Below are 26,424 nucleotides of genomic sequence, written 5' to 3'. Positions count from 1 at the left end.
TACATAAGAATTAACAGAGTATTGATATAAGAACTCAGGGTATATTCGGTGTAGTTAGACTGCAGATTACCCCAGCTCACATTGGCAGCGGCCTTCATGTTATTGAACTTGAAATAGTTGGTATCAAATCCATGTGCCTCCTGTGAGTTCCAGTCATAGGTATATTTCTGTCCCTCCATCAGAGCCAAGGCATCAATGTGATGCTTGCCGAAATCCTTGGAGAAATTCACCATGATATTGCCCATATAGTCCTTGCGGTTGGTATTGGCGATATAAGCCCATCCATTACCATTCAACTTACCCATCTGGATGTTGTTAGGAATATAGAACTTATTGTCACGGTTCCAATAGTTATATGAACCAAAGGCACTTACAGAGAGACCGTCGATGATATTGACAGTTGCCTTGCCATGAACATTGACAGAAGCATCCTTGTAGAAGTCATCAATATCGAGCAATCCCAGTGGATTCCAGATTTCATTGGCAAGCAAGTCCTCATCCCATTCGCCCTTGTTGTTTCTTACATGTGGATAGGTAGGGTTGTAAGCTGTGGCAGAATAGAACATCTTGTGCATATCATACTGGATATTGCTGTTGCGCTGAGAGCCAAACATTCCTAGTTCCAGCTTCAGATGCTTATCGAAGAGATACTGGGTGCCATCCAGCTTTGCTGTAAAATTCTTCATATCAGAATTCTTCAAGGCTCCCTGACGGAGTATGAATCCCAAAGAAGCACGCAGACTGGATGTATCCGTACCAGAAGAAAAAGAAATATTATGATTTTGGGTAAGACCCGTATTGCGCTCAATCTCCTCGAGGAAATTGGTATCGCCACCCATATCGGTATAGGTCAATCCCAAGGACTTGGCTGTCTCACGATATTCGGAAGCCGACATCATATCCAGATTTTTATAGACCGTGTTTACACCAAACTGACCATTGTAGCTAAGGCTGGAATATCCCAGCTTACCCTTGGCTGTGGTAACAACGATGACACCGGAAGCACCACGTGAACCATACTGAGCCGTCTCTGAAGCATCCTTCAGGATGGTCAGACTCTCAATATCACCAGGAGCCAGGGAATTGAACATCGTCATATCAGCAAAGACACCATCAATGATAACCAACGGATCGTTTCCACCGGAAAGAGAAGAAGTACCACGAACTCGAATGCTTGGCGAACTGGTAGGATCACCACCTGCCTGAGAGATGACAACACCAGCTACCTTACCCTTCAAGGCCTCGGCAGGACTGGTTACCACACCCTTGTTCATATCTTCTTTCTTGATGCGATCGACAGCACCCGACACCGTGCGCTTGCTGCCCACGGCATAACCAACGACAAGCACTTCATCGAGCACCTCATCGTTTTCCTTCAGCGTTACATTGATAACATGATTTCCTTTTACCGGAATCTCCTGGGTACGATATCCCAGATAAGAGAATACCAAGACGGCTCCATCCTTTACATTATTAAGTGTGTAACCGCCATCCAAGTCAGATACCGCTCCATTCTTGGTGTCCTTCACCAGAATACTTGCACCAATGACAGGTTCACCCGTGGCATCCACCACCTGTCCTTTAATGGTTGCCTGACCAAAAGCATTTAAAGTAATCAAGCATCCTGCCATCAGCAGACCTGCTTTCTTTGATAAGTTCGTTTTATCCATAATTTAATAGGTTTATTATGATTAAAATTGTTTGTTGCCGCAAAAGTACGGCAAAAATCAATAAGTTGGTGCGAATAGTAGGCTTTTGGTAGATTGTCGGTATCTAGAACCAATCTCACAGCTCTGAATATCAATATTTTGCGAATTCTCAAAAAAAGCGGCTAGTAGATGCGAGATTCTCAATGTTTTTTATTATTTTTGCAGCGGAATCTAAAAACATAGGAAATATGAGACATCTTATCGTTATAATCATCACCCTGATGATACAGCCGATATACATAAAAGGAGACAACAACCAGCTATACAAGCAGCTGGATGCTGCCCTGGCACAACGTGCCCATTATGTAGAGTTAAAAGAGAAAAGCTTAAACGAAATCAAGCAAGGAGCCAAGTATGTTACCAGCAACGAAGACAAATTAAAACTATACGAACAACTCGCCAACGAATACAAAGCCTACGAATACGACTCGGCGATGACCTACGTAAACAAAGGTCTTATCCTTGCCCAAAAGAGTAACAATATCTTTTTTAACAAAAGATTCCAGCTTAGCCAAACCAGGTTATTGATCACACGTGGATTCTATGCAGAAGCAAAGGAAATTCTTCAGAAGATAGAACCTAAGGAAGAACCACGTGACTATCAGTTTCTATACTATTATACAATGTATGGACTATACAACAACTGGTCAACCTACTGTGAAAACAATGAATTCTGCAAGAATTACGACCTGAAAAAAGTGGAATACCTGAAGAAAGCAATAGAACTGTCGCCAAAGAAAGATGCATTCTATTACTACCTGATGGGAGAATTATACTATTTCAGCAATCATCCCAACAATAACAAGACCATCCAATACTACAAAAAGGCACTGAGTATGGAAAAGGCCAACAGCCGTCTGCATGCCATGACCGCCTTTGCGCTTTCAGAGGTCTATCAGAAAGCCAACAACCTAGAGCTAATGGAGCATTACCTCCTGGTTGCAGCCATCTCAGACATCACTTCTGCCACAAAAGAAAATGTCGCTCTGCAAGACATCGCACTCTTCATCTACAAACATAAGACCAGAAGTCTGAACAAAGCCCAGGAATACATCAACCTATCCCTGGAAGATGCTTATACCTACAAAAGCCGGTTGCGCCGCATTGAGATTTCATCCAAATTACAATTGATTACCAATGCCTATACAGATGACATCAAAACAACTAACAGATTGCTCAACATCGCCCTATTGGTCATTATCCTGCTCCTACTTGGAGTAGGTATTAGCAGCCTGTTCATCCGCAAGAAGAACAGGCTGCTGAAACAAAAGAAAGATGAAATCACAGCAACATCCGCAAAAATGGAAATTCTCAATGGACAGTTGCATCTCATCAACGACGAACTGAAGGATACCAACCAGAAGCGCGAAAGACTGGTAAAGGTGTATATTGACCTGTGTTATAAGAATATAGAGAGAAACAGCAAACTGCGCACCTTGGTAGTAAGAAAGATAAAAGCCAACCAAAGCAAGGAACTTCTGAGCCTCCTTTCTTCCTCAACCAATACAGAGAAAGAAAACAAGGAGTTTTTGACGGAATTCGACAAAGCATTCCTATCTCTATACCCAACTTTTGTAAACGAGCTGAACCAGCAACTCACCGAATCGGCACACATCCAACTGAAAGAGAATGGGGAAATGCCACCCATCCTTCGTGTGTGCGCCTTGTTGCGATTAGGCATTACTGAAAGTTCCAAGATTGCCGGCATCTTGTCTTATTCACCACAAACTGTATATAACTATCGTTCCATACTCAAGAACAATGCCATAGACAAGGAGCACTTCGAGGAGAACGTACTCAAGCTCTGTATGATAATCGCATAAGATCCACTCAAGAATATCAAATCTAGAAAGGGGCTTATTACAGAACGTTGAGAATGCCAAGTTTCAGAATTCGTGCCTCAAGCTGGATATATCAAGTCTATGGGACTGAAAGCTGAGTAATATATGAATGCAGAGTAATGACATAAAAAAAGAGTGTGAGTCTTCTATCCGAGAAAACTCACACTCTTTTTTATATTATCACTTATTCCTAGGAATAAAAGTTTTTAAACTACGAAGAAATCTATGTTCAGCAGTGTTGAACATAAGTTCAGCACTGCGAAACATAAGTTCAGCACTGCTGAACATAGGTTCAACAGTGCCGAACATAACTTATTACTAGGAGAACAGACTATTAATACTCATTCTGCTTTAAAGTACCCTTAGCAGCCTCTATTTCATCCTGAGGGATTGGCAAGTATTTCTTGCTTTCCGTCCACTGGATACGCTCAGGTATACCAAGCACATCGTATGCAGTCTTTGCCTTGTTGAGTACCTTTCCTCCACCTGGGCGGCCCAAATACTTCAAGAGGAAGATACCCGTGTTCTGATAATGGCCATTGTAAGTTACCTCATCACCCGGCTGCGCATTCTTCATTTTCATTTTCTTCCACTTTTAGCCACATTTCTATTTTTCACACCTCACTTTTTATCAAGCACTTATAAAAATCACAGATGATATTTTTCCACTTTTTCTTTGCAAGCACTCGGTTTATACCTTATTATTTAGTAACTTTGCAACCGAAAATGACAGATATGCATTTTCATAACTAACAATTTAATATTCATAAGAAATAATATTCACAAGAAACATGAAACACTTCATTCTATCCTGCGCACTATCGATGGCGGCTATAGCCACCTCCAGCGCACAACAAACTGGTCAGTTGCCTGTCTATCTCGACAACACCAAACCTGTAGAACAACGCATCGACGATGCCATTGCCCGAATGACACTTCAAGAGAAGATTCGCATCATTCATGCACAGAGTAAGTTTTCCTCTGCAGGAGTTCCCCGTTTGGGATTTCCTGACTTCTGGACAGATGACGGTCCTCATGGTGTTCGCCCTGATGTATTGTGGGACGAATGGGAGCAGGCTGGCCAAACCAATGACTCCTGCGTAGCCTTCCCTGCCCTCACCTGCCTGGCAGCATCCTGGAACCCACAGATGAGCAGAATCTATGGAGAATCATTAGGCGAAGAGGCTTTGTATCGAGGAAAAGACATGATTCTAGGTCCTGGCGTGAACATCTATCGCACCCCATTGAACGGACGCAACTTCGAATATATGGGTGAAGATCCTTACCTGGCAAGCATCATGGTTGTACCTTATATCCAAGGATTACAGTCTAAGGGAGTATCAGCCTGCGTAAAGCATTACTGCCTCAATAACGAGGAGGAATACCGTCATCAGGTAAACGTCATCGTGAGCGACCGTGCCCTCCATGAAATCTATCTCCCAGCCTTCAAGGCTGCTGTAGAGAAAGGTAAGACTTGGGGAATCATGGGCGCATACAATCTCTACAAGAACGAACACAACTGCCACAACCAGTGGACACTAAACAAGATTCTGAAGGGCGACTGGAAATATGACGGCGTAGTGGTAAGCGACTGGGGAGGCGCACACGATACCGACCAAGCCGTGAAGAACGGGCTCGACATAGAGTTCGGCACATGGACGAACGGATTGACCATGGGTGCCAGCAATGCCTACGATAATTACTACCTTGCCGTACCATATACAAAAGGTATCCAGGAAGGTAAATACACCACCAAGGAATTGGATGAAAAGGTGCGCCGCGTATTGCGCCTCTTCTATCGCACCACCATGAATCCGAACCGTCCTCATGGTTTCCTCTGTTCTGACAGCCACTATGCTGCAGCCAGACAGATTGCCGAAGAAGGCATCGTACTACTCCAGAACAAGAACCATGTGCTTCCTATCAATACCCAGAAAGCACAACGTGTTTTGGTAGTAGGAGAAAATGCCGTGAAGATGATGACCGTGGGTGGAGGCAGCTCTTCTCTCAAGGTACAGCGGGAGATTTCGCCACTCGACGGATTAAAATCTCGACTGGAAAAAGATAATGTGGAAGTGGAGTTTGCCCGAGGTTATGTAGGCGATGTAAGCGGAAATTACAATGGCGTAACCACCGGACAGAATCTGGAGGACAAACGCAGCGAGGCTGAGCTGATAGCCGAAGCCGTAGAAAAAGCCAAGCATGCTGATTACGTGGTGATGTTTGGCGGCTTGAACAAGAGTGATTATCAGGATTGCGAAGGTCACGACCGCAAACAGCTTGAATTGCCATACGCTCAAGACAAGCTCATCGAGGCTTTGGCTAAAGCCAACAAGAACTTCATCTATGTGAATATCTCAGGTAATGCTGTGGCTATGCCTTGGAAAGAAAAAGTGGCTGGCATCATTCAGGGATGGTATATCGGTAGCGAAAGCGGTAAAGCTCTGGCTTCTATCCTCACCGGCGACAAGAATCCTAGCGGCAAATTACCATTCACATGGGTAAACTCATTGCAGGAAGTGGGTGCCCACGCATTAAACACCTATCCGGGCACCTGGCGCAAGGAAGGTGGAGCCAAGACTGAGGGCAACATCATTGATGAGGAGTATAAGGAAGGCATCTACGTAGGTTACCGTTGGACTGATAAGAAAAACATCAAGCCAGCATTCGCCTTTGGACATGGATTGAGCTACACTCAGTTTGCCATCTCTAATCTTCGCAGTGATAAGAATCTGATGAATCTGAATGACTCTATCACCTTTACCGTGAATGTAAAGAACACTGGCAAACGTGCCGGTGCAGAAACCATCCAGCTCTATATCCATGATGTAAAGGCTTCTGTTGATCGCCCTTACAAGGAGCTGAAGGGATTCCAGAAGGTTTACCTGCAGCCGGGAGAGAGCAAGGATGTAAACATCACTATCAATAAGCAGGCACTCAGCTTCTATGATGAAACAGCTGCATCCTGGAAGGCAGAAGCAGGCAAGTTTGAGGCACTCGTCGGAAATGCTTCCGATCAGCTGAAACTCAAAAAGGCGTTTGAACTGAAATAAAACAAAAAAAGGTTCCTTTGGAGATTTTCAAACTCCACAAGGAACCTTTTTTATCACCCAGTATAAGTTTGCGCCAAACTTATACCGAATATCATCTCATTCCAATCTGCTTTACCTTTGTTTCAAATTCATCTCTTTCACAGATGGCTCCATTCTTTACCTTGGCACGATAATTATAAATGGTGTTTACCGAATAATGCAGAAATTCTGCGATTTTAGAACTATCTTCGATACCCAGGCGAATAAGAGCAAAGATGCGAATGGTGGTAGAAAGTTTACTGTCATCCTCCAAGACGATACGCTCCTCAGGCTTCAAAAGAGCATTAAATTCCTCCACAAAATCAGGGAAGAGTTTCAGAAACGCAGCATCAAAGTAATCGTATAACTCGCCGATATACTCATGATCGGTTTGCATCATATCTATCAATTTGGTCAACTCACGCTGCTTGACCAGCTTCACCACGCGCTTGCGCATGGTTTCTATCTTATCCACATAGATAGCACAGAGACGCAAGAATCGGCCAATATAGACTTCTTTCATCTTATTGCTCTCATTCAAGCTACCATAAGCCTGCTCTAAGTTTCTGTTGGTTTGCTGCAATTCCCTATTGGTTTGTTCCAGATTCTTATTCGCCTTTTCCAATTCCTTATGAGCCAAGGCAAGACGACGGCGCTGCTTGTTTACATACAGAAGCAGGGTACATACTAATACTAAAAGTACTACAGATACTGCTATCATCAGTTTAAGCTGCCGGTTACTCTGCGTAATTTCCTTCTGATAAGTACCCTCAACGGCAGAGAGCAACGGCATGATTTGGCGACTTCGAAGAGCGGTATTGAAAATGCGGGCTGCATTCCATGCAAACTTGATGTAAGTATAGGTATGGGCAAACTCCTTTTGGTTTTGATTCAGAAGATTGGCAAGTTCCCACATTGAGCCCTGATCCATCACCGCCGTACGGACATCACAAAGAGCCGAGACAAGGAGGTAATAGATGGCATCCTCATCCTTATTGAGCTGCTTGCAGATCACCGCCCTATAGTAAGCCACGATAGCATATTCATGCGTTCCAGGCTTTACCTGCTTCATACGCAAATTGCTATAAAACAAAGCACCCTTCAGGTCGTTAGCACTACGACAGTCTTCCTCCATCATCTGCAGGTATCTATCGTCTGTATGCGAAAAAATCCTGGCTATCTGTTTCTTCATCACCTGCGCCTTTTGTGCATAATGCTCTTTCAATGACGGCACATTGCTATAAAAAGCCAGCTCTCCATAAAGATGCTGACCAGCCCAAAGATAGTTGCGATACCCTTCTGCATCAAGCTTAGTAGTATCCATCTTGTTCAGCAGACTATACGATTCCACATAATCACCTATAGTAGAACTCTGAAAAGCAAGCAGCGATATAGCATTGCCCTTTTTTGCCTGATCGCCCATACGCTCAGCCAAGGCAATGCAACGATTCAGATAACTCACGGCTGAATCGTTTTTATAAGCCTGATACTCCTGAAAAAGAGCAAAACTCATTTGGTACCTTGCTCCATCATTCTTGCAAGCATTCAGTTGACTTGCAAGTTTGGCTATACGTCCCTCACGCACTGCCACATAACGAGGCGACTGCAGAATGGCTTCATCCAGACATTGATAAAGAGAATCTAAATTATACTTTGCAGCATTGGCTATATGCGTCAATAGCAACAAGCATATCAGTAAGAACCATCTATTCTTCATTATTTGTTACGCTTTAAGAAATTGTATATAGGTTTGATTTTTTTTAAATCATTTTCAACTTTTTGACTTCCTTTGCAGAATGCCGATGCAAATATAATCATTTTTTCAGATAATGCCAAAACATAAGGATATTTTTTTGCCTTTTTCTGCTGTTTTACATCCACTTTTTCATCTGGCACGCCAATTCATAACGACATCATTATCAACTCCTTTTTCTTCTTTAACAGAAAAAACAATCCACATTTTCACCCTTTATGCTATGTGGGCTCAAGTTTTTTTATTACTTTTGCAAAACAATACCAGCAATGGTATAAGTTGCATAATAACCATACTAACATTATAAACATGAGAACAGCATTCATATCACTATCATTTCTGCTGGCTGGCTCGCTGATGGTTCCTGCCATCGCCCATACACCCGCCAGCAAGAAGAAAGTTGCTACAACAACTCAAAAAGGTAAAATCCTGCCGATGAAGGAGTATATCGACCAGCTGATGGCAAAGATGACTCTGCAGGAGAAAATCGGTCAGCTCAACCTGATGGTGGCTGGCGATATCACTACCGGTGGAGCCCTAGACACCCAGGTGGGTGGCGACATTGCAAAAGGCAACATGGGCGGCGTATTTAACATCAAGGGACTCGACAAAATCAAGGCTCTCCAGGACATCGCCATCAAGAACAGCCGTCTGGGCATTCCGCTGCTGGTGGGCATGGACGTAATCCATGGTTACGAGACCATGTTCCCTATCCCTCTCGCCCTCTCCTGCTCCTGGGATACAGAAGCGATGAAGAAGGTAGGCGAAGTATCGGCAAAGGAAGCCAGTGCTGCAGGAATCAACTGGACTTACTCGCCTATGGTAGATATTGCACTCGATGCCCGATGGGGACGAATCAGCGAGGGCAACGGAGAGGATCCTTACCTGAGCGGCGTGATGGGTGCAGCACTCACACAGGGTTACCAGGGCGCCGACATGCGCACAGAGGAGATATTGAGAGCCGATAGAATCATGGCGTGCCTCAAGCACTTTGCCCTCTACGGAGCCGTGGAGAGCGGAAAGGAATACAACACCGTAGATATGAGTCGCATACGCATGATGAACCAATACCTGCCTCCTTACGAAGCCGTGGTAAAGGCTGGCGTAGGCAGCGTAATGTCTTCGTTCAACCTGATAGATTATACCCCTGCCACCGCCAACCACTGGATGATGACCGATGTCTTGAGAAAACAATGGGGATTCAAGGGATTCGTGGTAACCGATTATGCATCTATCGCCGAGATTCTGAACCACGGCACTGCCAAGGATCTGAAAGAAGCATCAGAACAGGCACTCCTGGCTGGTACGGATATGGATATGTGCTCCAATGCCTTCGTCAAGCATCTGGCACAAAGCGTGGCAGAGGGCAAGGTGACGGAGGAAGATATCAACACTGCCTGCCGCCGCATCCTCGAGGCAAAATACAAACTGGGATTGTTCAGCAATCCTTACCGTTATTGCAACGCCAAGCGAAACAAGACCGACATCTACTCTGCCGAAAACCGACAGATAGCTCGCGACGTAGCAGCCGAGACCTTCGTGCTTCTGAAAAATGAAGGAAATCTTCTTCCTCTGAAGAAACAGGGAAAGATAGCGCTGATTGGTCCTCTTGCAGATACCCGCAACAATATTGCCGGCACATGGAGTGTAGCTCAGGCTCCAGAGAAATATACTACTATCAAGGAAGCCATGGAGAAAGCGCTCGATGGCAAAGCCACCTTATTATATGCACAGGGCAGCAATATCTGGCGCGATAGGGAACTTCAGAAGAACGGCGAACAGGGCAAGTCTATTGCCTGGGGAGATGAGGTAAAGATGAAGAACGAGGCACTGCAGATAGCAAAGGAAGCAGATGTGATAGTATGCGCCATGGGCGAAACTGCCGACATGAGCGGTGAATGCGCAAGCCGCACTAATCTGGAAATGCCTGATGTGCAGCAGGAACTTCTGGCTGAACTCGCAAAGATGGGAAAACCTGTCGTATTGCTCAACTTTGCCGGTCGCCCTACGGTTTTGTCATGGGAGAATGAACACATTCCTGCCATCATGAACGTATGGTTTGGTGGTTCTGAAGTGGGAGATGCACTTTGCGACGTCATCTTCGGCGACAAGGTTCCATCAGGTAAGCTCACCACTTCCATGCCAAAGACAACCGGACAGGAGCCTCTCTACTACAATCATCAGAATACGGGAAGACCAGTACCTGATGACAATCAGAAATTTGCCAAGTTTGCCAGCAATTGTCTGGATGTAAGCAATGGTCCTCTCTATCCATTCGGCTATGGATTGAGCTACACCACTTTCGAGTATGGCGATTTGAAGCTGAGCAGCCATGAAGTCAATATGGATGACTGGAAGATTACCGCCACCATCAACGTAAAGAATACAGGCAGCCGTGATGCCGACGAGATAGTTCAGCTCTATATCCGTGATATGGTAGCCAGCATCTCTCGCCCTGTCAAGGAACTGAAAGGTTTCCAGCGCATCCATCTGGCTGCAGGAGAAAGCAGGGAAATCAGCTTCGACATCACTCCTGAAATGCTCAAATTCTATAACGCAGAATTAAAGCATGTGATTGAACCTGGCGACTTCCAGATTATGGTGGGAGGAAACAGTAAAGAGGTAAAGATCCAGAATCTTACTGTTAAATAATTGTGCCAAAAGCAAATGAACGCACAATAAATTTTGCTTCAATTATTACTGATTTTCAACTTTTTGTTGTATCTTTGCATAAGATAAGCTGCACTCGGCAATTTGAAAGCAAGTTTTCATTGCGCTCGCTTGCATTATCTTTGCAAAATAAATAAACAAAAAACATGATGAAACTTAACAAGACATTTCTTACCCTCGGTTTGGCAGCAACACTCTTGCAGATGCCAACCTCATCGTTTGCTCAGAATGCAGGAGGCAAGCGTCAGAACCCTCTCCTGGTAAAGAGCAGCCTTCCTTTCGGCGCTCCTGATTTCAGCAAGATTCAGGAGAGCGACTATCTCCCAGCCTTCGAAGCTGGCATCAAGGAGCAGCGTGCCAACATCCAGAAGATTATCAGCAACAAAAAGAAGCCAACCTTCCAGAACACCATTCTCGCTTACGAGAACAGCGGTATGTTGCTGGATCGTGTTTCCAATGTATTCTTCGGTCTTACCAGCGCACACAAGACTCCTGGAATCGCAGAGGCTCAGAAGAAGGTGATGCCTTTGCTCACCGACCTCGACAACGAGATTTCATTCAATCAGAAACTCTTCGAACGTATTAGATACGTTTACGACCATGAGTACAACAAACTCAAGGGCGAGGACAAGCGACTCACCGAAGTCATCTACAAGGGCTTCGTCCGCTCAGGTGCCCTGCTCTCTCCAGAGAAAATGGAGCGCATGAAGCAGATCAACACACGCATCTCAGACCTCCAGGAGCAGTTTGGCAATCTTCTTCCTGCAGCTACCAACAACGCCGTAGTTTGGGTGAACAGCAAGGAAGAACTTGCCGGACTCAGCGACGCCGACATCGCACAGTGCAAGAAAGACGCAGAAAGCCTGGGCAACAAGGCTCCATACTGCATAGTCATCGTGAACACTACCCAGCAGGCTATCCTCACCAATCTCCAGAACCGTGAGCTCCGCCGCAAGGTTTATATGGCAAGCATCCACCGTGCCGACGGCACCGACCCTAAGTTCAACACCTTCCCTATCGTAACCGAGATAGCCAAGCTCCGTGCCGAGAAGGGACAGTTGATGGGCTACAGCACCTATGCAGATTATTCACTGGAGAAGACAATGGCAAAGACAGCCAAGAACGTAAACAACTTCCTGCAGAGCCTCATCAAGGAATACGCTCCTAAGGCAGATGCCGAGACCCGCGAAATCGAAGCTTACGCACAGAAGAGCGAGGGCAAGGACTTCAAGCTCCAGCCATACGACCGCTTCTACTATTCTGCCAAGATGAAGAAGGAGATGCTCAATATCTCTGACGATGAAATCAAGCCTTACTTCAATGTGGATAGCGTTCAGATAAACGGTGTATTCTATGCTGCTCATCGCGTATATGGTCTGAACTTCAAACAGCGCAAGGATATTCCTACCTATCACCCGGATATGAAGGTATTCGAGGTAAGCGACAAGAGCGGCAAGCCTATCGCCCTCTTCTACAGCGACTACTTCCGTCGCCCAACCAAGCGTGGCGGTGCCTGGATGAGTGCCTTCGCCAAGCAGAGCGACAAGTGGGGACAGTTGCCTATTATCTATAATGTATGCAACAATGCCAAGGCTCCTGAGGGTCAGCCTACCCTGATTACCTGGGATGAGGTTTGCACCATGTTCCATGAGTTCGGTCACGCTCTCCACGGCATGTTGTCAAAGTGCGGTTACAATACCCTTTCAGGTACAGCTGTAGCTCGCGACTTCGTGGAAATGCCATCACAGTTTAACGAGTCATTTGCCAGCATCCCAGAAATCTTCGATCACTACGCCCGTCACACAGAGACCGGTGCAGCGATGCCAGCAGATCTGAAGGAGCGCATGCTGAAGAGCATCAGCTTCCAGCCAGCCTATGCTTTGGGTGAGAACCTTGCAGCTACCTGCCTTGATCTGGCTTGGCACGAGTTGACGCCAGACGAGATTCCATCTCCATATATGGCAGGTGCGTTCGAGAAGGAAGCCCTCAACAATGTAGGTCTGCTCAATTCCCAGATTCCTCCTCGCTACTCTACCACCTATTTCAATCACGTCTGGGGTGGCGGTTATGCTGCCGGTTACTACAGCTATCTCTGGACAGAGGTGCTCGCCGTAAACGTGGCAGATTACTTTGCCAAGCATGGAGCCTTGGATCCAGCCGTGGGTCAGGCATTCCGTGATAAGGTTCTGAGTCGTGGCAACACCAAGGACCAGATGGAGATGTTCACCGATTTCACAGGTATGAAGGAACCTGATGCCTCAGGTTTCCTGAAGGCAAGAGGATTGTAAGAAAGAAAATCATATAAGAAAAAAGGCGTCCCCCAAAAGAAATCAGGAGGACGCTTTTTTCTTTTATAAAGCTTTTGCCCTTACAGGGCGACAGGCTTACATCTACAAAAACCCAGGGTGTTACCCTGGGCTAGGAGCTTCTGCCCTTTCAGGGCGTTTTGCAGCAAACAGGGCGTATAAAAGTTACATGCAAACCTTACTGCTTCACCGCTTTAGGAGTCCAGTTTTTCAGGAATCGGAGAGTCTTCAGCTCATCGTAGCCCTTGCCCTGCTCCAGGAAGCTGGAATCCTGGATATGGAGTACATTTCCATTCTCGTCCAGAACCACGAAGACTGGGAAACCGAAACGCTGAGGATAATTCAATCGCTTCATCAGCTGCGCAGCCTTCTCAACAGAAGCATCGCCTTCCTTCTTGCGAGGATTGTAATTCACGTGAAGATACACGAAGTTATCGTTCACCGCCTTGTTCACCGCCGTATCCTTCTCTACGAAATCGGCAAAGCGCAGGCACCATGGGCACCAGTTGCCACCCACCTGACAAATCACGAACTTGCCCTCAGCCTTCGCCTTCTGCAACCCCTCGTCTATCTGAGTCATCGGGTCGATAGTCTCATTATACACTCTCTTCAATGCTCCCTGAGCATGCGCCATCATCACGACAACCGTCATCATAAAGGCAATGGTAATCATTCTTTTCATACGATATCTTTATTTTTTCAAATTCATTATATACAATACATTTTATCAATCATACATCGCAGGACTTACATTTCGAATGGAGTCAACACATTCCGAAGCTTTTCGAAATCGGATTTCGAGATTCGTCTGCCCCGAAGACTTCTTACCTGCGGATAATCCTCAAAATAAGGCTCCTGGGTGGTGTACCAGCGATGAGAACGGAGCTCGCGAACCAGAGACAGTTTCGATTCGATGCGGCGGGCAAAGCTGGGATTCACACGCGAAAGATAATGCTTGCCATCCTGCATTTCGATGGCAAGCATCAGATAGGTTTGCGGTCCCTTCGCCTTCTGCCTCTCCTCTACCCGCTCACTCACCTTCCAGTCCTTGGTAGAAGTCATCACCCGGATATCCCAACCGTATTTCCTGTTCAGATTATCCATCATCCCCCTGAACACGATGCCGTGAGGAGCCGTATCCTTCAAACCGGTAAAGCCGATGATATAGTGAATCATCTCGTGGAGCAGGACGCTCTTTGCCTGTCGGTCGGTCATATCGTAATATGTACTCATGGAAAGCTTGAAATCATAGAGTTTGGTGCGCCCCCATCGGGTGGCACGCTTGTAGGCAAGCTGTCCCAAACGGGTCTTGGCACGGGTCAGCCCCAACTCCGGAACGGGCAGTTTGCCCCCGAAGTAGTCGTGGTCGAAACGCCGAAACCACTCTTCCATCCATTCTACTGTTACAATCATGGCGGCAAAGGTACAGCATTTTGCTCATAAAACAAAAACAAATCACTAAAAACTGGTTCAAACTGGTTCAATTTGTTTCATTTCCCTTCTTTTTTGAAAATAATCCCTTAAAAATTTGCAACCTATCGTTTTTTTCCTTAAATTTGCAGCCAAAGAGACGTTGCACTCGGCTATTAAAAAAAAGATATTATACGAGAGGCAAGAAAGAGTAAATGATTGGTACTTAGCAGAAGACAGATGTTATTGCAAATACAATTATCAGAAATATGATAAAATGACTTATAATCTTTAACGAAGAACTTATGGAACGATACGATTACGATTTTCATTGTACGAAGCTTTTCGAAGAAGGCGTACGCGCTCATCGCTATGGCGATGTTTCGATCATTCATCAGAGTAATGATGCAGATTGCTTCATCCTAGACATTCCTGGCAAAGTAGAGGAGATGTTTAGAGAGAACTTCAAGTTGAGACAGGACGAGATTATCCTGCTGGCTCGCGATACTTCTATTTGGAATAACCGGACAGAGGGACTGGTTATCACCAACAGACGCATCGTCTATATCCCAAAATGCATTGGCAGCAACAAGAATATCTACGTGATTAACTATGCAGACTGCCAGCAGATTAACACAAATACAAACTCTGTACTCTTCTGGAAGAGCGCTGAAAGCTATCTAGCCATTCCAAAGAGTTTCTTCTTCAAGACAAGATGGAAGACCTATGACTTCGACAGAAGCATAGAACAGCTTACCATACTCCTTAAGAAGATGGGCGAGGCACATTCCTTGCATAACAACACAGCCCATCTTGCATATATTACGAATAAATATGCAGAAGCTTAGACTTCTGTATCTCCATATCAAACTTTTTTAGCCTCTGCAACAGGATTGTAACTTGCAGAGGCTATTTTTTTGTATTTTTATAGCATTTTCTTGTCGAAAATGAGTAACTTTGCAGCCAAATTTAAACGATAAAATGAACAAGACTGCACAGCACATCATTGACATACAAAATGTGTCGAAAAGATTCGGCGAGAAAACAGCCCTCAACAACATTAATCTCTTTGTGAGAAAGGGTGAATTCATGACCATTCTCGGTCCTTCGGGATGCGGAAAAACTACTCTTCTGAGACTCTTGGCAGGATTCGAAACAGCCACAGAAGGCGTGATAACCATCAGCGGCAACGACATTACCAACCTGCCACCCTACAAACGAAACGTGAACACGGTGTTTCAGAAATACGCCCTGTTTCCTCACCTCAATGTATTTGACAACATCGCTTTCGGCTTGAAACTCAAGAACACGCCGAAGGACCAGATCATGCCTAAGGTGAAGCGTGCCCTGAAAATGGTGAACATGAGCGATTACGAATACCGCGATGTGAACTCGCTTTCGGGTGGACAGCAGCAGCGAATCGCCATCGCCCGTGCCATCGTCAACGAGCCGGAAGTACTCCTGCTCGATGAACCGCTGGCTGCACTCGACCTCAAGATGAGAAAAGACATGCAGCTGGAGTTGAAGGAGATGCACGACCGTCTGGGAATCACCTTCGTATATGTTACCCACGACCAGGAAGAAGCATTGACCCTGAGCGACACCATCGTGGTGATGAGCGAGGGAGAAATCCAACAGATAGGAACGCCTACCGATATCTACAACGAACCAGCCAATTCGTTTGTGGCAGATTTCATCGGCGAGAGCAACATCCTCTGCGGAACGATGATCCACGACTGTCTGGTAAAGGTTGCCGGATCGGAGATTCCTTGTGTGGATAAGGGATTCGGATGTAATCAGGAGGTAGATGTAGTGATTAGACCGGAAGACATCGAGGTGAGCACCGACACAGAGCACGCCCAGTTTGTCGGCAAGATTACCTCATCCATCTTCAAGGGCGTACACTACGAGATGCTTGCCGAGAGCGACAAGGGTTGCGAATTTCTGATTCAGAACTACAAGCATTTCGAGGTGGGACAGACCATCGGCATGAGCGTGATTCCAGACAACATCCACATTATGAAGAAGGAGCGTACCACTAACACCTTCGAAGCAAAGGTGAATGGCGACGGCACCATCGAGTTCCTGGGCTGCGAATACCAGATAGAGATTCCGGAGGATAAGAAGAATCTGATTCATACCGATGAAGACGGCAAGGAAGTGATCAATGTCAACGTGGATTTCGGAAAGATCGAACTCTTCGACAACGAGAGCGAAGGAACCTTTACGGGCGACATCAGCTTCATCCTCTACAAGGGCGACCACTATCACCTGACCATCGACACCGACTGGGGCGAGAAGCTCTATGTGGATACACAGGATGTATGGGATCTGGGCGACCACGTAGCAATCACCATTCCTCGAGAGAATATTACTTTTTAAATTATAAAATTGCAGATCAGAAATTGAAACTCATTAAGTTTATCTCTTCGCGGCAGAGTTGGTCGATTCCGTACGCCATCTTCGCGGCAATTTTCGTGGTGCTGCCCTTGCTGCTCATCGTGTTCTTCGCATTCACCGATGAGTATGGTCACATCACGCTCTATAATTTCCAGAAATTCCTGGCGCATCCCGAAGCCATCAATACCTTTGTGTATTCCATCGGAATCGCCTTTCTCAACACCCTGCTCTGTATCCTGCTGGGCTATCCGGCAGCGTATATCCTCACACAGACCAAGATGAAGTATGCCAACACCATCGTGATGCTCTTCATCCTGCCTATGTGGGTGAACATCCTGGTAAGAACACTCGCCACCGTGGCACTCTTCGATTTCGCCGACCTGCCACTGAGCGAGGGAGCACTGCTGTTCGGTATGGTATATAACTTCATCCCCTTCATGATTTATCCAATCTACAACACCCTCCAGAAGATGGACCGCAGTTATATCGAGGCAGCCGAAGACCTGGGCGCATCGCCTTGGCAACAGTTCTATAAGGTGATACTGCCCCTGTCGATGCCGGGCGTGGCAAGCGGAATCCTGATGGTGTTCATGCCAACCATCTCAACCTTCGCCATCTCAGAGCTGCTCACGATGAACAACATCAAGCTCTTCGGTACCACCATACAGGAGAACATCAACAACTCGATGTGGAACTATGGTGCGGCACTCTCGCTCATCATGCTCTTCCTCATCGGTGCCTCTACCCTCATAGCAGGCGACGGCAGTAAACAGGAAGGAGGTATCAGATGACGAATTCACTGTTTACCAAGGATATGATGAAGAAGATTTTCTGTCAGGGTTATCTGTGGCTGCTCCTGCTGCTGCTCTACTCCCCTATCCTCATCATCGTGATCTTCTCGTTTACCGAGGCCAGGGTCATGGGCAACTGGACGGGCTTCTCACTGCAACTCTACAAGAACCTCTTTGTAGAGGGAACCCACCACTCGCTGACGGCGGCACTCGTCAACACGATAACCATCGCCCTGATCACCGCAACCGTATCGACCATCTTCGGAACCCTCACCGCCATCGGAATCTACAATCTGAGAAACCGGTATGCGAGAAACGCCATCCAGTTCGTCAACAATATCCCGATTCTGAACGGCGACATCATCATCGGTATTTCGCTCTTCCTGCTCTTCATCACGCTGGGCATTCCGCAGGGCTACACCACGGTGGTTCTCTCTCACATCACCTTCTGTCTGCCCTACGTCATCCTGAGTGTGATGCCTAGACTGAAGCAGATGAACCCGAACCTCTATGAGGCGGCACTCGACCTGGGTGCTTCTCCGATGCAGGCATTGCGCAAGGTGATTATTCCGGAGATTCTGCCCGGTATGATTTCGGGCTTCATGCTCGCCATCACGATGAGTATCGACGATTTCGCCGTCACCATCTTCACCATCGGAAACGAGGGATTGGAGACACTCTCCACCTTCATCTATGCCGATGCCAGAAAGGGAGGTCTGACGCCGGAACTTCGTCCGCTGAGTACGATCATCTTCGTATTGGTGCTCGTGATGCTGATTATCATCAATCGTCGTTCGGATAAAAACAAGAAGAAATAAGAATGAAGAACAAGATATTTTTAGGAGTTAAAGGAGTTAAGACAATTGCTTTTCTCTTCCTGACCCTGCTGATGATTCTGCCGCTCTCTTCCTGTTACAACAAGGAGAACAGAGAGGAGATTCTGAAGGTTTACAACTGGGGAGATTACATCGATGAGGATATTCTTGCTGAATTTCCGAAATGGTATGAGGAGCAGACGGGCAAGAAGATCCGCGTCATCTACCAGACCTTCGACATCAATGAAGTGATGCTCACCAAGATTGAGCGTGGTCACGAAGATTATGATGTGGTGTGCCCATCAGAATACATCATCGAGCGAATGCTTCGCAAAGACCTTCTGCTGCCTATCGACACCGATTTCGGCAAGACGCCGAATTATCTCAAGAACGTGTCGCCATACATCGTGAAGCAGATTGATGCGACCTCGAATCATGGCAGAATCGCCCACAATTATGCCGTTCCGTATATGTGGGGAACCTGCGGTATTCTATATAATAAGGTACACGTACCTATAAAAGATGCGCAGACCTGGGGCACGCTGTGGAGTCCCAGATATCGTGGCAAGCTCCTGATGAAGGATTCCTACCGCGATTCTTACGGCACCGCCCTGATCTGGGAGCACCGCAAGGAACTGGCTGCCGGCAAGGTGACCGTTCCGGAACTGATGAACGATTATTCGCCAAAAGCAGTTGCCATCGTAGAGAAACAGCTGAAAGCACTGAAACCGAACATCGAGGGATGGGAAGCAGATTTCGGCAAGGAGACGATGACCAAAGGCAAGGCTTATCTGAACATGACCTGGAGCGGTGATGCGGTCTGGGCGATAGAAGAAGCCGGGAAAGTGGGCGTAGATCTGGGATACAAAGTTCCTAAGGAGGGAAGCAATGTATGGTTCGACGGATGGGTGATTCCGAAGTATTCCCGCAATCAGAAGGCTGCTTCCTACTTCATCAACTATCTCTGCCGAGAGGATGTGGCTCTCGCCAATATGGAAACCACGGGATATGTGAGCAGTATAGCGGGCAAGAAGGTCTTCGAAGCAATGAGCGACAAGGAGGCTTATCCTGAGACGGTGAATCTAGCTTATTTCTTCGGAGAGGAAGGCAGAAAGGCGCATCTCAACCCGATTATGTATCCTGACAGCACAGTGGTGGCAAGATGTGCGATGATTCATGATGCCGGTGATCATACTCCGGAAGTTCTGGACATGTGGTCGAAAGTAAAGGGTGACAACCTGGGTGGTGGCATTGTGATTTTCCTTCTTGCAGTGGTCTTGGGCTTAACCGTCTTCGTTTCTATCAAGAAAATCGAGCACTACAAGCACAGAAGATTGTCGAGAAAACATCGCAGACACCACATTATAAAAGTTAAAGGGTAAAAAGTAAAAGGATAAAAGCTCATACCCCTCACGCCCTGAACCAACGGTCACCGGCCGAAGGGAAAGGTAAAGGGCAGAAGCATGCTTTACTCCTCACGCCCTGAAAGGGCAGAAGCTCCTAGCCCAGGGCAACACCCTGGGTATAATGGCAGTCAATAAGACGCCCTGAAAGGGCAAAAGCCTTATTTTTAGGGGGAAAATGAAGTTTTTTGAGAAAAAAGTGAAAAAAGATGCAGAAAAATTTGGTGGAATGAAAAAAAAGCACTACCTTTGCACTCGCTTTTAAGAACAAAGCTTTTATCAAATAAAGAAAGTTCGCAAATCAAAAGCTTTTGGGTAGTTACCAGAGTGGCCAAATGGGGCAGACTGTAAATCTGCTGGCTATGCCTTCGGTGGTTCGAATCCATCACTACCCACTTTTCCCAAAAATAACTCAAAGATATAAAGATCCGGTTTTCATTATGAGAATCGGATTTTTTGTTTTTATATCTCCACATAATTTCAGTAATAAGAGGGCACTAGGCACCTTACAGCCTAAAGACTGTAAGGTGATTATCATATACAGCTAGCACATTTCTGCCTCTGAGCAGGGCGGCTACAGGCTTGCCTTTCAGTTTTCCGATAGAGGAACCATCGGGATGAATCAGCCTAAAGTTAGATTTGTCATCCCTGTTTTGTATGCAAAGCACATCATCCAAACGGAAACAAACGGAGAAGGTCTCGTAGAGATCATAAGATTCAAGAATGTCCAACTTGTCATTGAAGACAAAAAGCTTGTTGGTACTGGTCAGCATCGGGCATACCTTGTCGAATGCCTCCACTAAAGTCAGCTTTGGTGCAAGTCCATGAAACGCATAGAATGGTTTTCTCAACACCATAGTCAAAGCCCCATTGGCACTGCGATCCCAATCTTTGCTGATGACAGCAGAATCAGCAAAAGACAGATATACAGCCTTGTCGGAACCAGCAAGGAAGACACCACTCTCCGTGAGCATTCCGTCGTTCATGATATGCTTCTTGTCGTATAAAGGAAACATCTTCTTCCTATCTCCCGTCTGTGCATCAAAAGAAGCCAAGAAAGGCTTGCCACACTTCACCGTACCTCTCATAAGACTCTTGCCATAACCGTAATTGAGCATCAATATCTTGCCATCCCTAAGCAGAAGATGAGCCGTAGAAGCCTCCTTGTCCTGGAAATCATACTTCCAGCGTGTTTGCAAACTGTCCGCTCCCAAACAATAGAGGCTTTTTCTATCACTAATATACAAGTCAGAGCCTACCTGAAGGATATTGGAAGTCAAGCCCGTAATGACATATGGATTAAGATTATAATAATAATAATAAAAAGGAGAATTAAATCCGATGGTGACTGCCGCAGACAAGACATTGGTCAATGCCAAAGCCATCATTCCCTTTGTATCACTGATGCCAGTCACAGCCTTCACCTTCTTGATTTCACCCGAATGGATGTTGATCTCGTTGATGGCATCCCCCACAACCACCAGGTGAGTGGAATCCACCATGCAAGCATCTTTCCATCCCACGTTCTTGGTCATCGGAATCTCGGCATCCCACAACAGCATTCCTGTGCTCAGGCGATAAGCGTATGTCTTGCTACCTCCCACTTTCTCTAGTCCTATCACGATATCCAAGCTATCATTGAAATAGACAGGATAAAGATACTGCGTCCATAACGACCGGCCCGTCTTGGTATCAGACAAGGTCAAGAGCGACTTGCCAGTACTTTTCAGAGTGGAGGAGAGCAGCACTCCCTTGGAACAGACGCCATAGAGTTTTGACAAAGAAAGTTTCAGCGACTTTTGCCATTGCACTTCCAGGGTATTGGCATCTAGTGAATAGAGATAGCCAGTATCGGTATTTTTTCCTTTTTTAGTGGTATCACAAGCGAAGACGATGAGCGTACTATCGCAATTGTAGGCCTGGAGAATGCGTTTGTGCAAATCTATTGACTTGCCACAGATGGGGGCACCTTCATCCATATCCGCAACTTGGACTGATTCTACAGTCGTCTGCGCTGACATCCCTATCGAGAAGATCAACTGCAAGAATAAAATAATCTTTTTCATATTTATGTTAGCCTTAATTCCGCAACACTATTATAAATTAAACTTTTTAAGTAACTGGGTGGGCAAGTTACAAAAAGAAGAGCAGCGATCCAACCGTCGCTACTCTTCCCTATCCATATTTTGTATTTAGTCCTTCAAACTCTCCTGATACCAGTCGAAGAGCTTCTTCACACCATCCTCGATCTCTACCTTGTGAGTCCAGCCGAGACTGTGGAGCTTATCTACTGAGATGAGCTTTCTTGGGGTTCCATCAGGCAAGCTGGCATCAAACTCAACCTCACCCTCGAAACCTACAGCCTTTACAACAAGCTCTGAGAGTTCACGGATGGTAAGTTCCTTACCGGTTCCCACGTTGATGTGACAGTTGCGAATCTCACCCAAAGATGGGATAGCGCCACCACGACCCTCAGAATTGTTTCTATCCACGGCACCATCTACCTTGGCACCATAGAATACAGAACTGTATTTCTCAATGCCGATGATATCCTTGAAATCTACATTCAGGAGCACATGTACGCTGGCATCTGCCATATCCTCGCTCCAGAGGAACTCACGAAGCGGTGTTCCGGTTCCCCAGAGCACTACCTTATTATCATAGATACCATAGAACTCCAATGCTTTCAGGATGCGCTCATGAGAGTTGCTTCCATCTACATTGCCCTCGCCGATGATGGCACGGAGCTTGTCAGTAGGATTGATAGGACGCTTGTTCATATCCACCTCGATGCTGTGCCAGTCACCGTCGTGGATGAGCTTGGCAAGATAGATCTTGCGCATCATCGCAGGCATCACGTGACTGTTCTCCAGGTGGAAGTTATCGTTCGGACCATAGAGGTTGGTTGGCATCACAGCGATATAATTGGTACCATACTGAAGGTTGTAGCTCTCGCACATCTTCAGTCCGGCAATCTTGGCGATGGCATATTCCTCGTTGGTGTATTCCAGCGGAGAAGTGAGGAGCACATCCTCCTTCATTGGCTGCGGTGCATCCTTCGGATAGATGCAGGTAGAGCCCAGGAAGAGGAGCTTCTTCACGCCATGAGAATAGGCATTGCTGATGACGTTGCACTGCATCTTCATATTCTGCATGATGAAGTCGGCACGATAGAGCGAATTCGCCATGATTCCGCCCACGAAGGCTGCGGCCAAGACCACTGCGTCAGGCTTCTCCTCATCAAAGAACTTCTCTACTGCATACTGGTCGGTCAAGTCGAGTTCTTTGTGAGAACGACCCACCAGATTGTGATAGCCTCTCTTCTCGAGGTTATTCCAGATAGCAGAACCCACGAGTCCATGGTGTCCTGCTATATAAATCTTTGAATTCTTATCCAATGACATTTTTCTCTTTTAATATTTTATCAAGAAAAAACTATTACTTGACAATACCTTTCTCGAGATACTCAACGAGGTTGCAGCGAACCTTCTCACCGGCAGCCTCGGCAGCCACCTTGGCCATATCGCTCTCTACCATGATCTTGACGAGATCCTCGAAAGATGTGGTGTTAGGATTCCATCCGAGCTTAGCCTTTGCCTTTGTTGGGTCACCCCAGAGGTTAACCACGTCGGTAGGACGATAGAAATCAGGAGAAACTTCTACGAGAGTCTTGCCGATAAGCTCCTCAGGACCCTCAACGCAGATACCCTTCTCGTTCTCATTCTTGCCTTCCCACTTCAGTTCGATACCTACGTGGTGGAAAGCCAGCTGTGCGAACTCTCTTACAGAGTGCTGCTTACCTGTTGCAATCACGAAATCCTCTGGCTTCTCAGCCTGGAGAATCAACCACATGCACTCTACGTAATCCTTGGCATAACCCCAGTCACGGAGAGAATCCAGGTTACCGAGATAAAGCTTGCTCTGCTTGCCCTGCTTGATACGGGCTGCAGCCAATGTAATCTTGCGGGTTACGAAAGTCTCACCACGGCGCTCACTCTCGTGATTGAAGAGGATACCCGAGCAGCAGAACATATTGTATGCCTCGCGATACTCCTTGACAATCCAGAAACCATACTGCTTGGCTACAGCGTATGGAGAATAAGGGTGGAATGGAGTGTTCTCGTTTTGAGGAACCTCCTCTACCTTACCATAAAGCTCAGATGTGGAAGCCTGATACATGCGGCAGGTATCGGTCAAACCGCACTGGCGGATAGCCTCCAGGATACGGAGCACACCTGTTGCATCTACGTCGGCAGTAAACTCAGGAGAGTCGAAGCTCACCTGTACGTGGCTCTGAGCTGCGAGGTTATAAACTTCAGTTGGTTTCACCTTGTTCATCACCTGGATGATGCTCATAGAGTCACCGAGGTCGGCATAATGAAGGTGAAAGTTTGGGGTACCCTCCAAATGTGCGATGCGCTCGCGATAATCGGTAGATGAGCGACGGATTGTTCCGTGAACATCATACCCCTTACTCAACAACAATTCGGCTAAGTAAGAGCCATCCTGACCTGTGATACCTGTAATTAAAGCTACTTTTCTATTTTCCATTTACTTCTTTATATATGATAAATTAATAAATTCGTTGCAAAAGTACTACTTTTTTCTCAGACTATCAAACTTTCTGTCATTTATTTACCATTTTCTCTAACATTGAACCGGTTTGAACCTAAGATTGAAACTATTTGAAACGAAGCTATACCCATCTGAATCTAAGCCAGAGAGGGATGAGATTCTACTCAAGAGCCGTCTGTGTCTCCGGCCAGTTCACTAGATACAGCATTTCCGTAGCTCGCGTAAAGGCGGTATAGAGCCAGTGGATATAATCGGGATTGAGCATATCATCCGTCATGTAACCCTGATCCACATACACATGTGCCCACTGTCCGCCCTGTGCCTTGTGGCAGGTTACGGCGTATGCGAATTTCACCTGCAGGGCATTGAAGAACTGATCCTGTCGGATTGCCTTCATTCTATCTGCCTTGAGCGGAATATCCTGATAATCCTCTTCTATCTGATGGAAGAGCTGCTCCTGCTGTTCATGGGTCAGGGCAGGCGCCTCGCTCGTCAATGTATCCAGCAATACCGTAGCTTCCAGCTCGTAATTGTCGTAATCGGGAAATTGGAGCAGAAGCGTGGCAAAGCGGAAGCCATAGAGATCGATGCGGCGGCGCACCTTCAGCACTTTCGCACGATCGCCATTCGCCAGAAAAGCAGGAATATCGTTACTTTGAAGTTTATTATTACTCTTCCTCTCTTCTTCCATCCAGTAATAATTGTTCTTCACAATCATCAGGATATCGCCCTGCGAAAGCTCTTCCTCCCTATCCAGCACCATATTGCGGATGCCCTGATTGAAGATGTTTGCACGCTTGTTGCTACGGGTCACCACGATGGTATCATCCAGACCTACATGGTGATAACTGTCGGCTAGTGCCTCTATCAGTTCGGCTCCAGGCATCGGTTTGATATCCGAATAGCCAGCGAAATGAATCTTCGGGAGTTGGGTGATGTCATCGTGCGTAATCATCTGTCTGATCATCGTGGCATTATAGAGAATACCCGATTCCTCGCTCTGTCGGAGCACCTCGTTCAGATCACATTCATACACCTTCAGTCCATATCCCTCCAGCATCGCCGCATGCAGGGCTGGCGATTCCTCCTCGCCGACAGGAGGCAACTGCGCCTTGTCACCTATCAGCAGCAAACGGTCGTTACGTCCCTGATACACGAAATGCACCAGGTCATCCAACAGACATCCGCTTCCGAAGCTCATCCCTCCCAATCCCATATTGGCAATCATCGACGCCTCATCTACCATGAAAAGCGTATCGGTATAGAGATTATCATTCAGATTAAACTGTCCCTCTACCCCCGAAAACGATTTTTCACGATAGATACGGCGATGGATGGTATAGGCAGGCGAACCGCTGTTCAGCGAGAATACCTTCGCAGCCCTACCCGTAGGTGCCAGAAGCATCACCTTCTGACGAATCTCCTTCAGGGTCCTGACGATGGCACCCGAGAGCGTTGTCTTACCCGTACCCGCACTACCTCGCAGAATCATCACGGCGTGCGGATCTCTATCGGTAAGAAACTCAGCAAACACCTCCAGGGCATGTGCCTGTTCCTGGGTTGGCGGAAAGCCAAATTGCTGCAATATCTTATATTTTAGCTCGTCTATTATCATCAATTTGTTATTTATCCTTTAATAATTAATAATTTCAACACCAAATATTTTGCGTTGTCTCCGTT

19 protein-coding genes and 1 tRNA gene are annotated in these 26,424 nt (G+C 46.4%); 10 read left to right on the top strand and 10 right to left on the bottom strand.

The window, feature by feature from the left end; all coding sequences use genetic code 11:
- Positions 1–1,670: SusC/RagA family TonB-linked outer membrane protein (locus DW657_RS08680; RefSeq protein ID WP_118312211.1), on the bottom strand; the 1,670-nt coding region annotated here is incomplete at its 3' end.
- 227 nt (positions 1,671–1,897) lie between these two features.
- On the opposite strand from DW657_RS08680, the gene DW657_RS08675 reads away from it, so the two are divergent.
- Positions 1,898–3,532 carry a DUF6377 domain-containing protein gene (locus tag DW657_RS08675; protein WP_118312210.1) on the top strand — a complete coding sequence of 545 codons (1,635 nt, stop codon included), beginning with the start codon at positions 1,898–1,900 and terminating at the stop codon, positions 3,530–3,532.
- Between the two features lie 352 nt (positions 3,533–3,884).
- Here DW657_RS08675 and DW657_RS08670 read toward each other — a convergent pair whose 3' ends face one another.
- Positions 3,885–4,133 carry a hypothetical protein gene (locus tag DW657_RS08670; RefSeq protein WP_118312209.1) on the bottom strand — a complete coding sequence of 83 codons (249 nt, stop codon included), beginning with the start codon at positions 4,131–4,133 and terminating at the stop codon, positions 3,885–3,887.
- Between the two features lie 208 nt (positions 4,134–4,341).
- Between DW657_RS08670 and DW657_RS08665 the strand changes: the two genes are divergently transcribed.
- Entirely contained in the window at positions 4,342–6,603 is a 2,262-nt protein-coding gene (locus tag DW657_RS08665) for a glycoside hydrolase family 3 C-terminal domain-containing protein (protein ID WP_118312208.1), read from the top strand.
- A 91-nt stretch (positions 6,604–6,694) separates the two neighbouring features.
- On the opposite strand, the gene DW657_RS08660 is transcribed toward DW657_RS08665, so the two are convergent.
- Both DW657_RS08660 and DW657_RS17750 read right to left on the bottom strand, forming a co-directional pair.
- Complete coding sequence (locus DW657_RS08660) at positions 6,695–8,338, bottom strand: DUF6377 domain-containing protein (protein WP_118312207.1); 1,644 nt, start codon at positions 8,336–8,338, stop codon at positions 6,695–6,697.
- Positions 8,338–8,502 (bottom strand): hypothetical protein, encoded by a 165-nt coding sequence (locus tag DW657_RS17750; protein ID WP_158577339.1) that lies wholly within the window; start codon positions 8,500–8,502, stop codon positions 8,338–8,340. The genes DW657_RS08660 and DW657_RS17750 overlap by 1 nt, the downstream gene beginning before the upstream one ends.
- 181 nt (positions 8,503–8,683) lie before the next feature.
- On the opposite strand from DW657_RS17750, the gene bglX reads away from it, so the two are divergent.
- Together bglX and DW657_RS08645 are read left to right on the top strand one after the other, a co-directional pair.
- Positions 8,684–11,026, top strand: a complete 2,343-nt coding sequence (bglX, locus tag DW657_RS08650; RefSeq protein ID WP_118312206.1) for a beta-glucosidase BglX — start codon at positions 8,684–8,686, stop codon at positions 11,024–11,026.
- Positions 11,027–11,193: 167 nt separating this feature from the next.
- Positions 11,194–13,332 (top strand): M3 family metallopeptidase, encoded by a 2,139-nt coding sequence (locus DW657_RS08645; protein ID WP_118312217.1) that lies wholly within the window; start codon positions 11,194–11,196, stop codon positions 13,330–13,332.
- A gap of 196 nt (positions 13,333–13,528) precedes the next feature.
- On the opposite strand, the gene DW657_RS08640 is transcribed toward DW657_RS08645, so the two are convergent.
- Together DW657_RS08640 and DW657_RS08635 are read right to left on the bottom strand one after the other, a co-directional pair.
- Complete coding sequence (locus tag DW657_RS08640; protein WP_118312205.1) at positions 13,529–14,032, bottom strand: thioredoxin family protein; 504 nt, start codon at positions 14,030–14,032, stop codon at positions 13,529–13,531.
- A gap of 65 nt (positions 14,033–14,097) precedes the next feature.
- The gene (locus DW657_RS08635; protein ID WP_118312204.1) at positions 14,098–14,763 is read right to left on the bottom strand and encodes a SprT-like domain-containing protein; all 666 of its coding nucleotides are present in this window, start codon (positions 14,761–14,763) and stop codon (positions 14,098–14,100) included.
- Positions 14,764–15,065: 302 nt separating this feature from the next.
- Here DW657_RS08635 and DW657_RS08630 point away from each other — a divergent pair, with 302 nt between their 5' ends.
- The 6 genes from DW657_RS08630 (at position 15,066) to DW657_RS08605 (ending at position 20,564) form a co-directional block, all read left to right on the top strand.
- Positions 15,066–15,608, top strand: a complete 543-nt coding sequence (locus DW657_RS08630) for a hypothetical protein (protein WP_118312203.1) — start codon at positions 15,066–15,068, stop codon at positions 15,606–15,608.
- A gap of 133 nt (positions 15,609–15,741) precedes the next feature.
- Positions 15,742–17,142, top strand: a complete 1,401-nt coding sequence (gene potA, locus DW657_RS08625) for a polyamine ABC transporter ATP-binding protein (RefSeq protein ID WP_118312202.1) — start codon at positions 15,742–15,744, stop codon at positions 17,140–17,142.
- A gap of 23 nt (positions 17,143–17,165) precedes the next feature.
- Positions 17,166–17,951: an ABC transporter permease gene (locus DW657_RS08620; protein WP_233546685.1), complete on the top strand. Its 786-nt coding sequence runs from the start codon at positions 17,166–17,168 to the stop codon at positions 17,949–17,951.
- 23 nt (positions 17,952–17,974) lie between these two features.
- Positions 17,975–18,769 (top strand): ABC transporter permease, encoded by a 795-nt coding sequence (locus DW657_RS08615; protein WP_118312215.1) that lies wholly within the window; start codon positions 17,975–17,977, stop codon positions 18,767–18,769.
- A gap of 2 nt (positions 18,770–18,771) precedes the next feature.
- Positions 18,772–20,148, top strand: a complete 1,377-nt coding sequence (locus DW657_RS08610) for an ABC transporter substrate-binding protein (RefSeq protein WP_369973470.1) — start codon at positions 18,772–18,774, stop codon at positions 20,146–20,148.
- A 334-nt stretch (positions 20,149–20,482) separates the two neighbouring features.
- Positions 20,483–20,564: transfer RNA gene (locus tag DW657_RS08605), tRNA-Tyr, on the top strand.
- Between the two features lie 111 nt (positions 20,565–20,675).
- Here the strand turns inward: DW657_RS08605 and DW657_RS08600 are convergent.
- The 4 genes from DW657_RS08600 to DW657_RS08585 all read right to left on the bottom strand — a co-directional run bounded on the left by DW657_RS08600 (position 20,676) and on the right by DW657_RS08585 (position 26,359).
- A complete protein-coding gene (locus DW657_RS08600) occupies positions 20,676–22,235 on the bottom strand; it encodes a hypothetical protein (RefSeq protein ID WP_147381917.1) in 1,560 nt (519 codons plus the stop codon).
- A gap of 126 nt (positions 22,236–22,361) precedes the next feature.
- Positions 22,362–23,573, bottom strand: coding sequence for a GDP-L-fucose synthase (locus DW657_RS08595; RefSeq protein WP_118312200.1), 1,212 nt, complete (start codon positions 23,571–23,573; stop codon positions 22,362–22,364).
- Between the two features lie 34 nt (positions 23,574–23,607).
- The gene (gene gmd, locus DW657_RS08590) at positions 23,608–24,720 is read right to left on the bottom strand and encodes a GDP-mannose 4,6-dehydratase (RefSeq protein WP_118312199.1); all 1,113 of its coding nucleotides are present in this window, start codon (positions 24,718–24,720) and stop codon (positions 23,608–23,610) included.
- A gap of 184 nt (positions 24,721–24,904) precedes the next feature.
- On the bottom strand, positions 24,905–26,359 hold the full coding sequence (locus DW657_RS08585) for an ATP-dependent RecD-like DNA helicase (protein WP_118312198.1): 1,455 nt from the start codon (positions 26,357–26,359) through the stop codon (positions 24,905–24,907).
- Positions 26,360–26,424 lie beyond the last annotated feature (65 nt).

The sequence above is a fragment of the Prevotella sp. AM23-5 genome, assembly GCF_003473645.1.
GTDB classification, from domain to species: domain Bacteria; phylum Bacteroidota; class Bacteroidia; order Bacteroidales; family Bacteroidaceae; genus Prevotella; species Prevotella copri_A.
The sequence above is the reverse complement of the archived record's forward strand: the minus strand, read 5'-3'. Positions and strand labels throughout refer to the sequence as shown.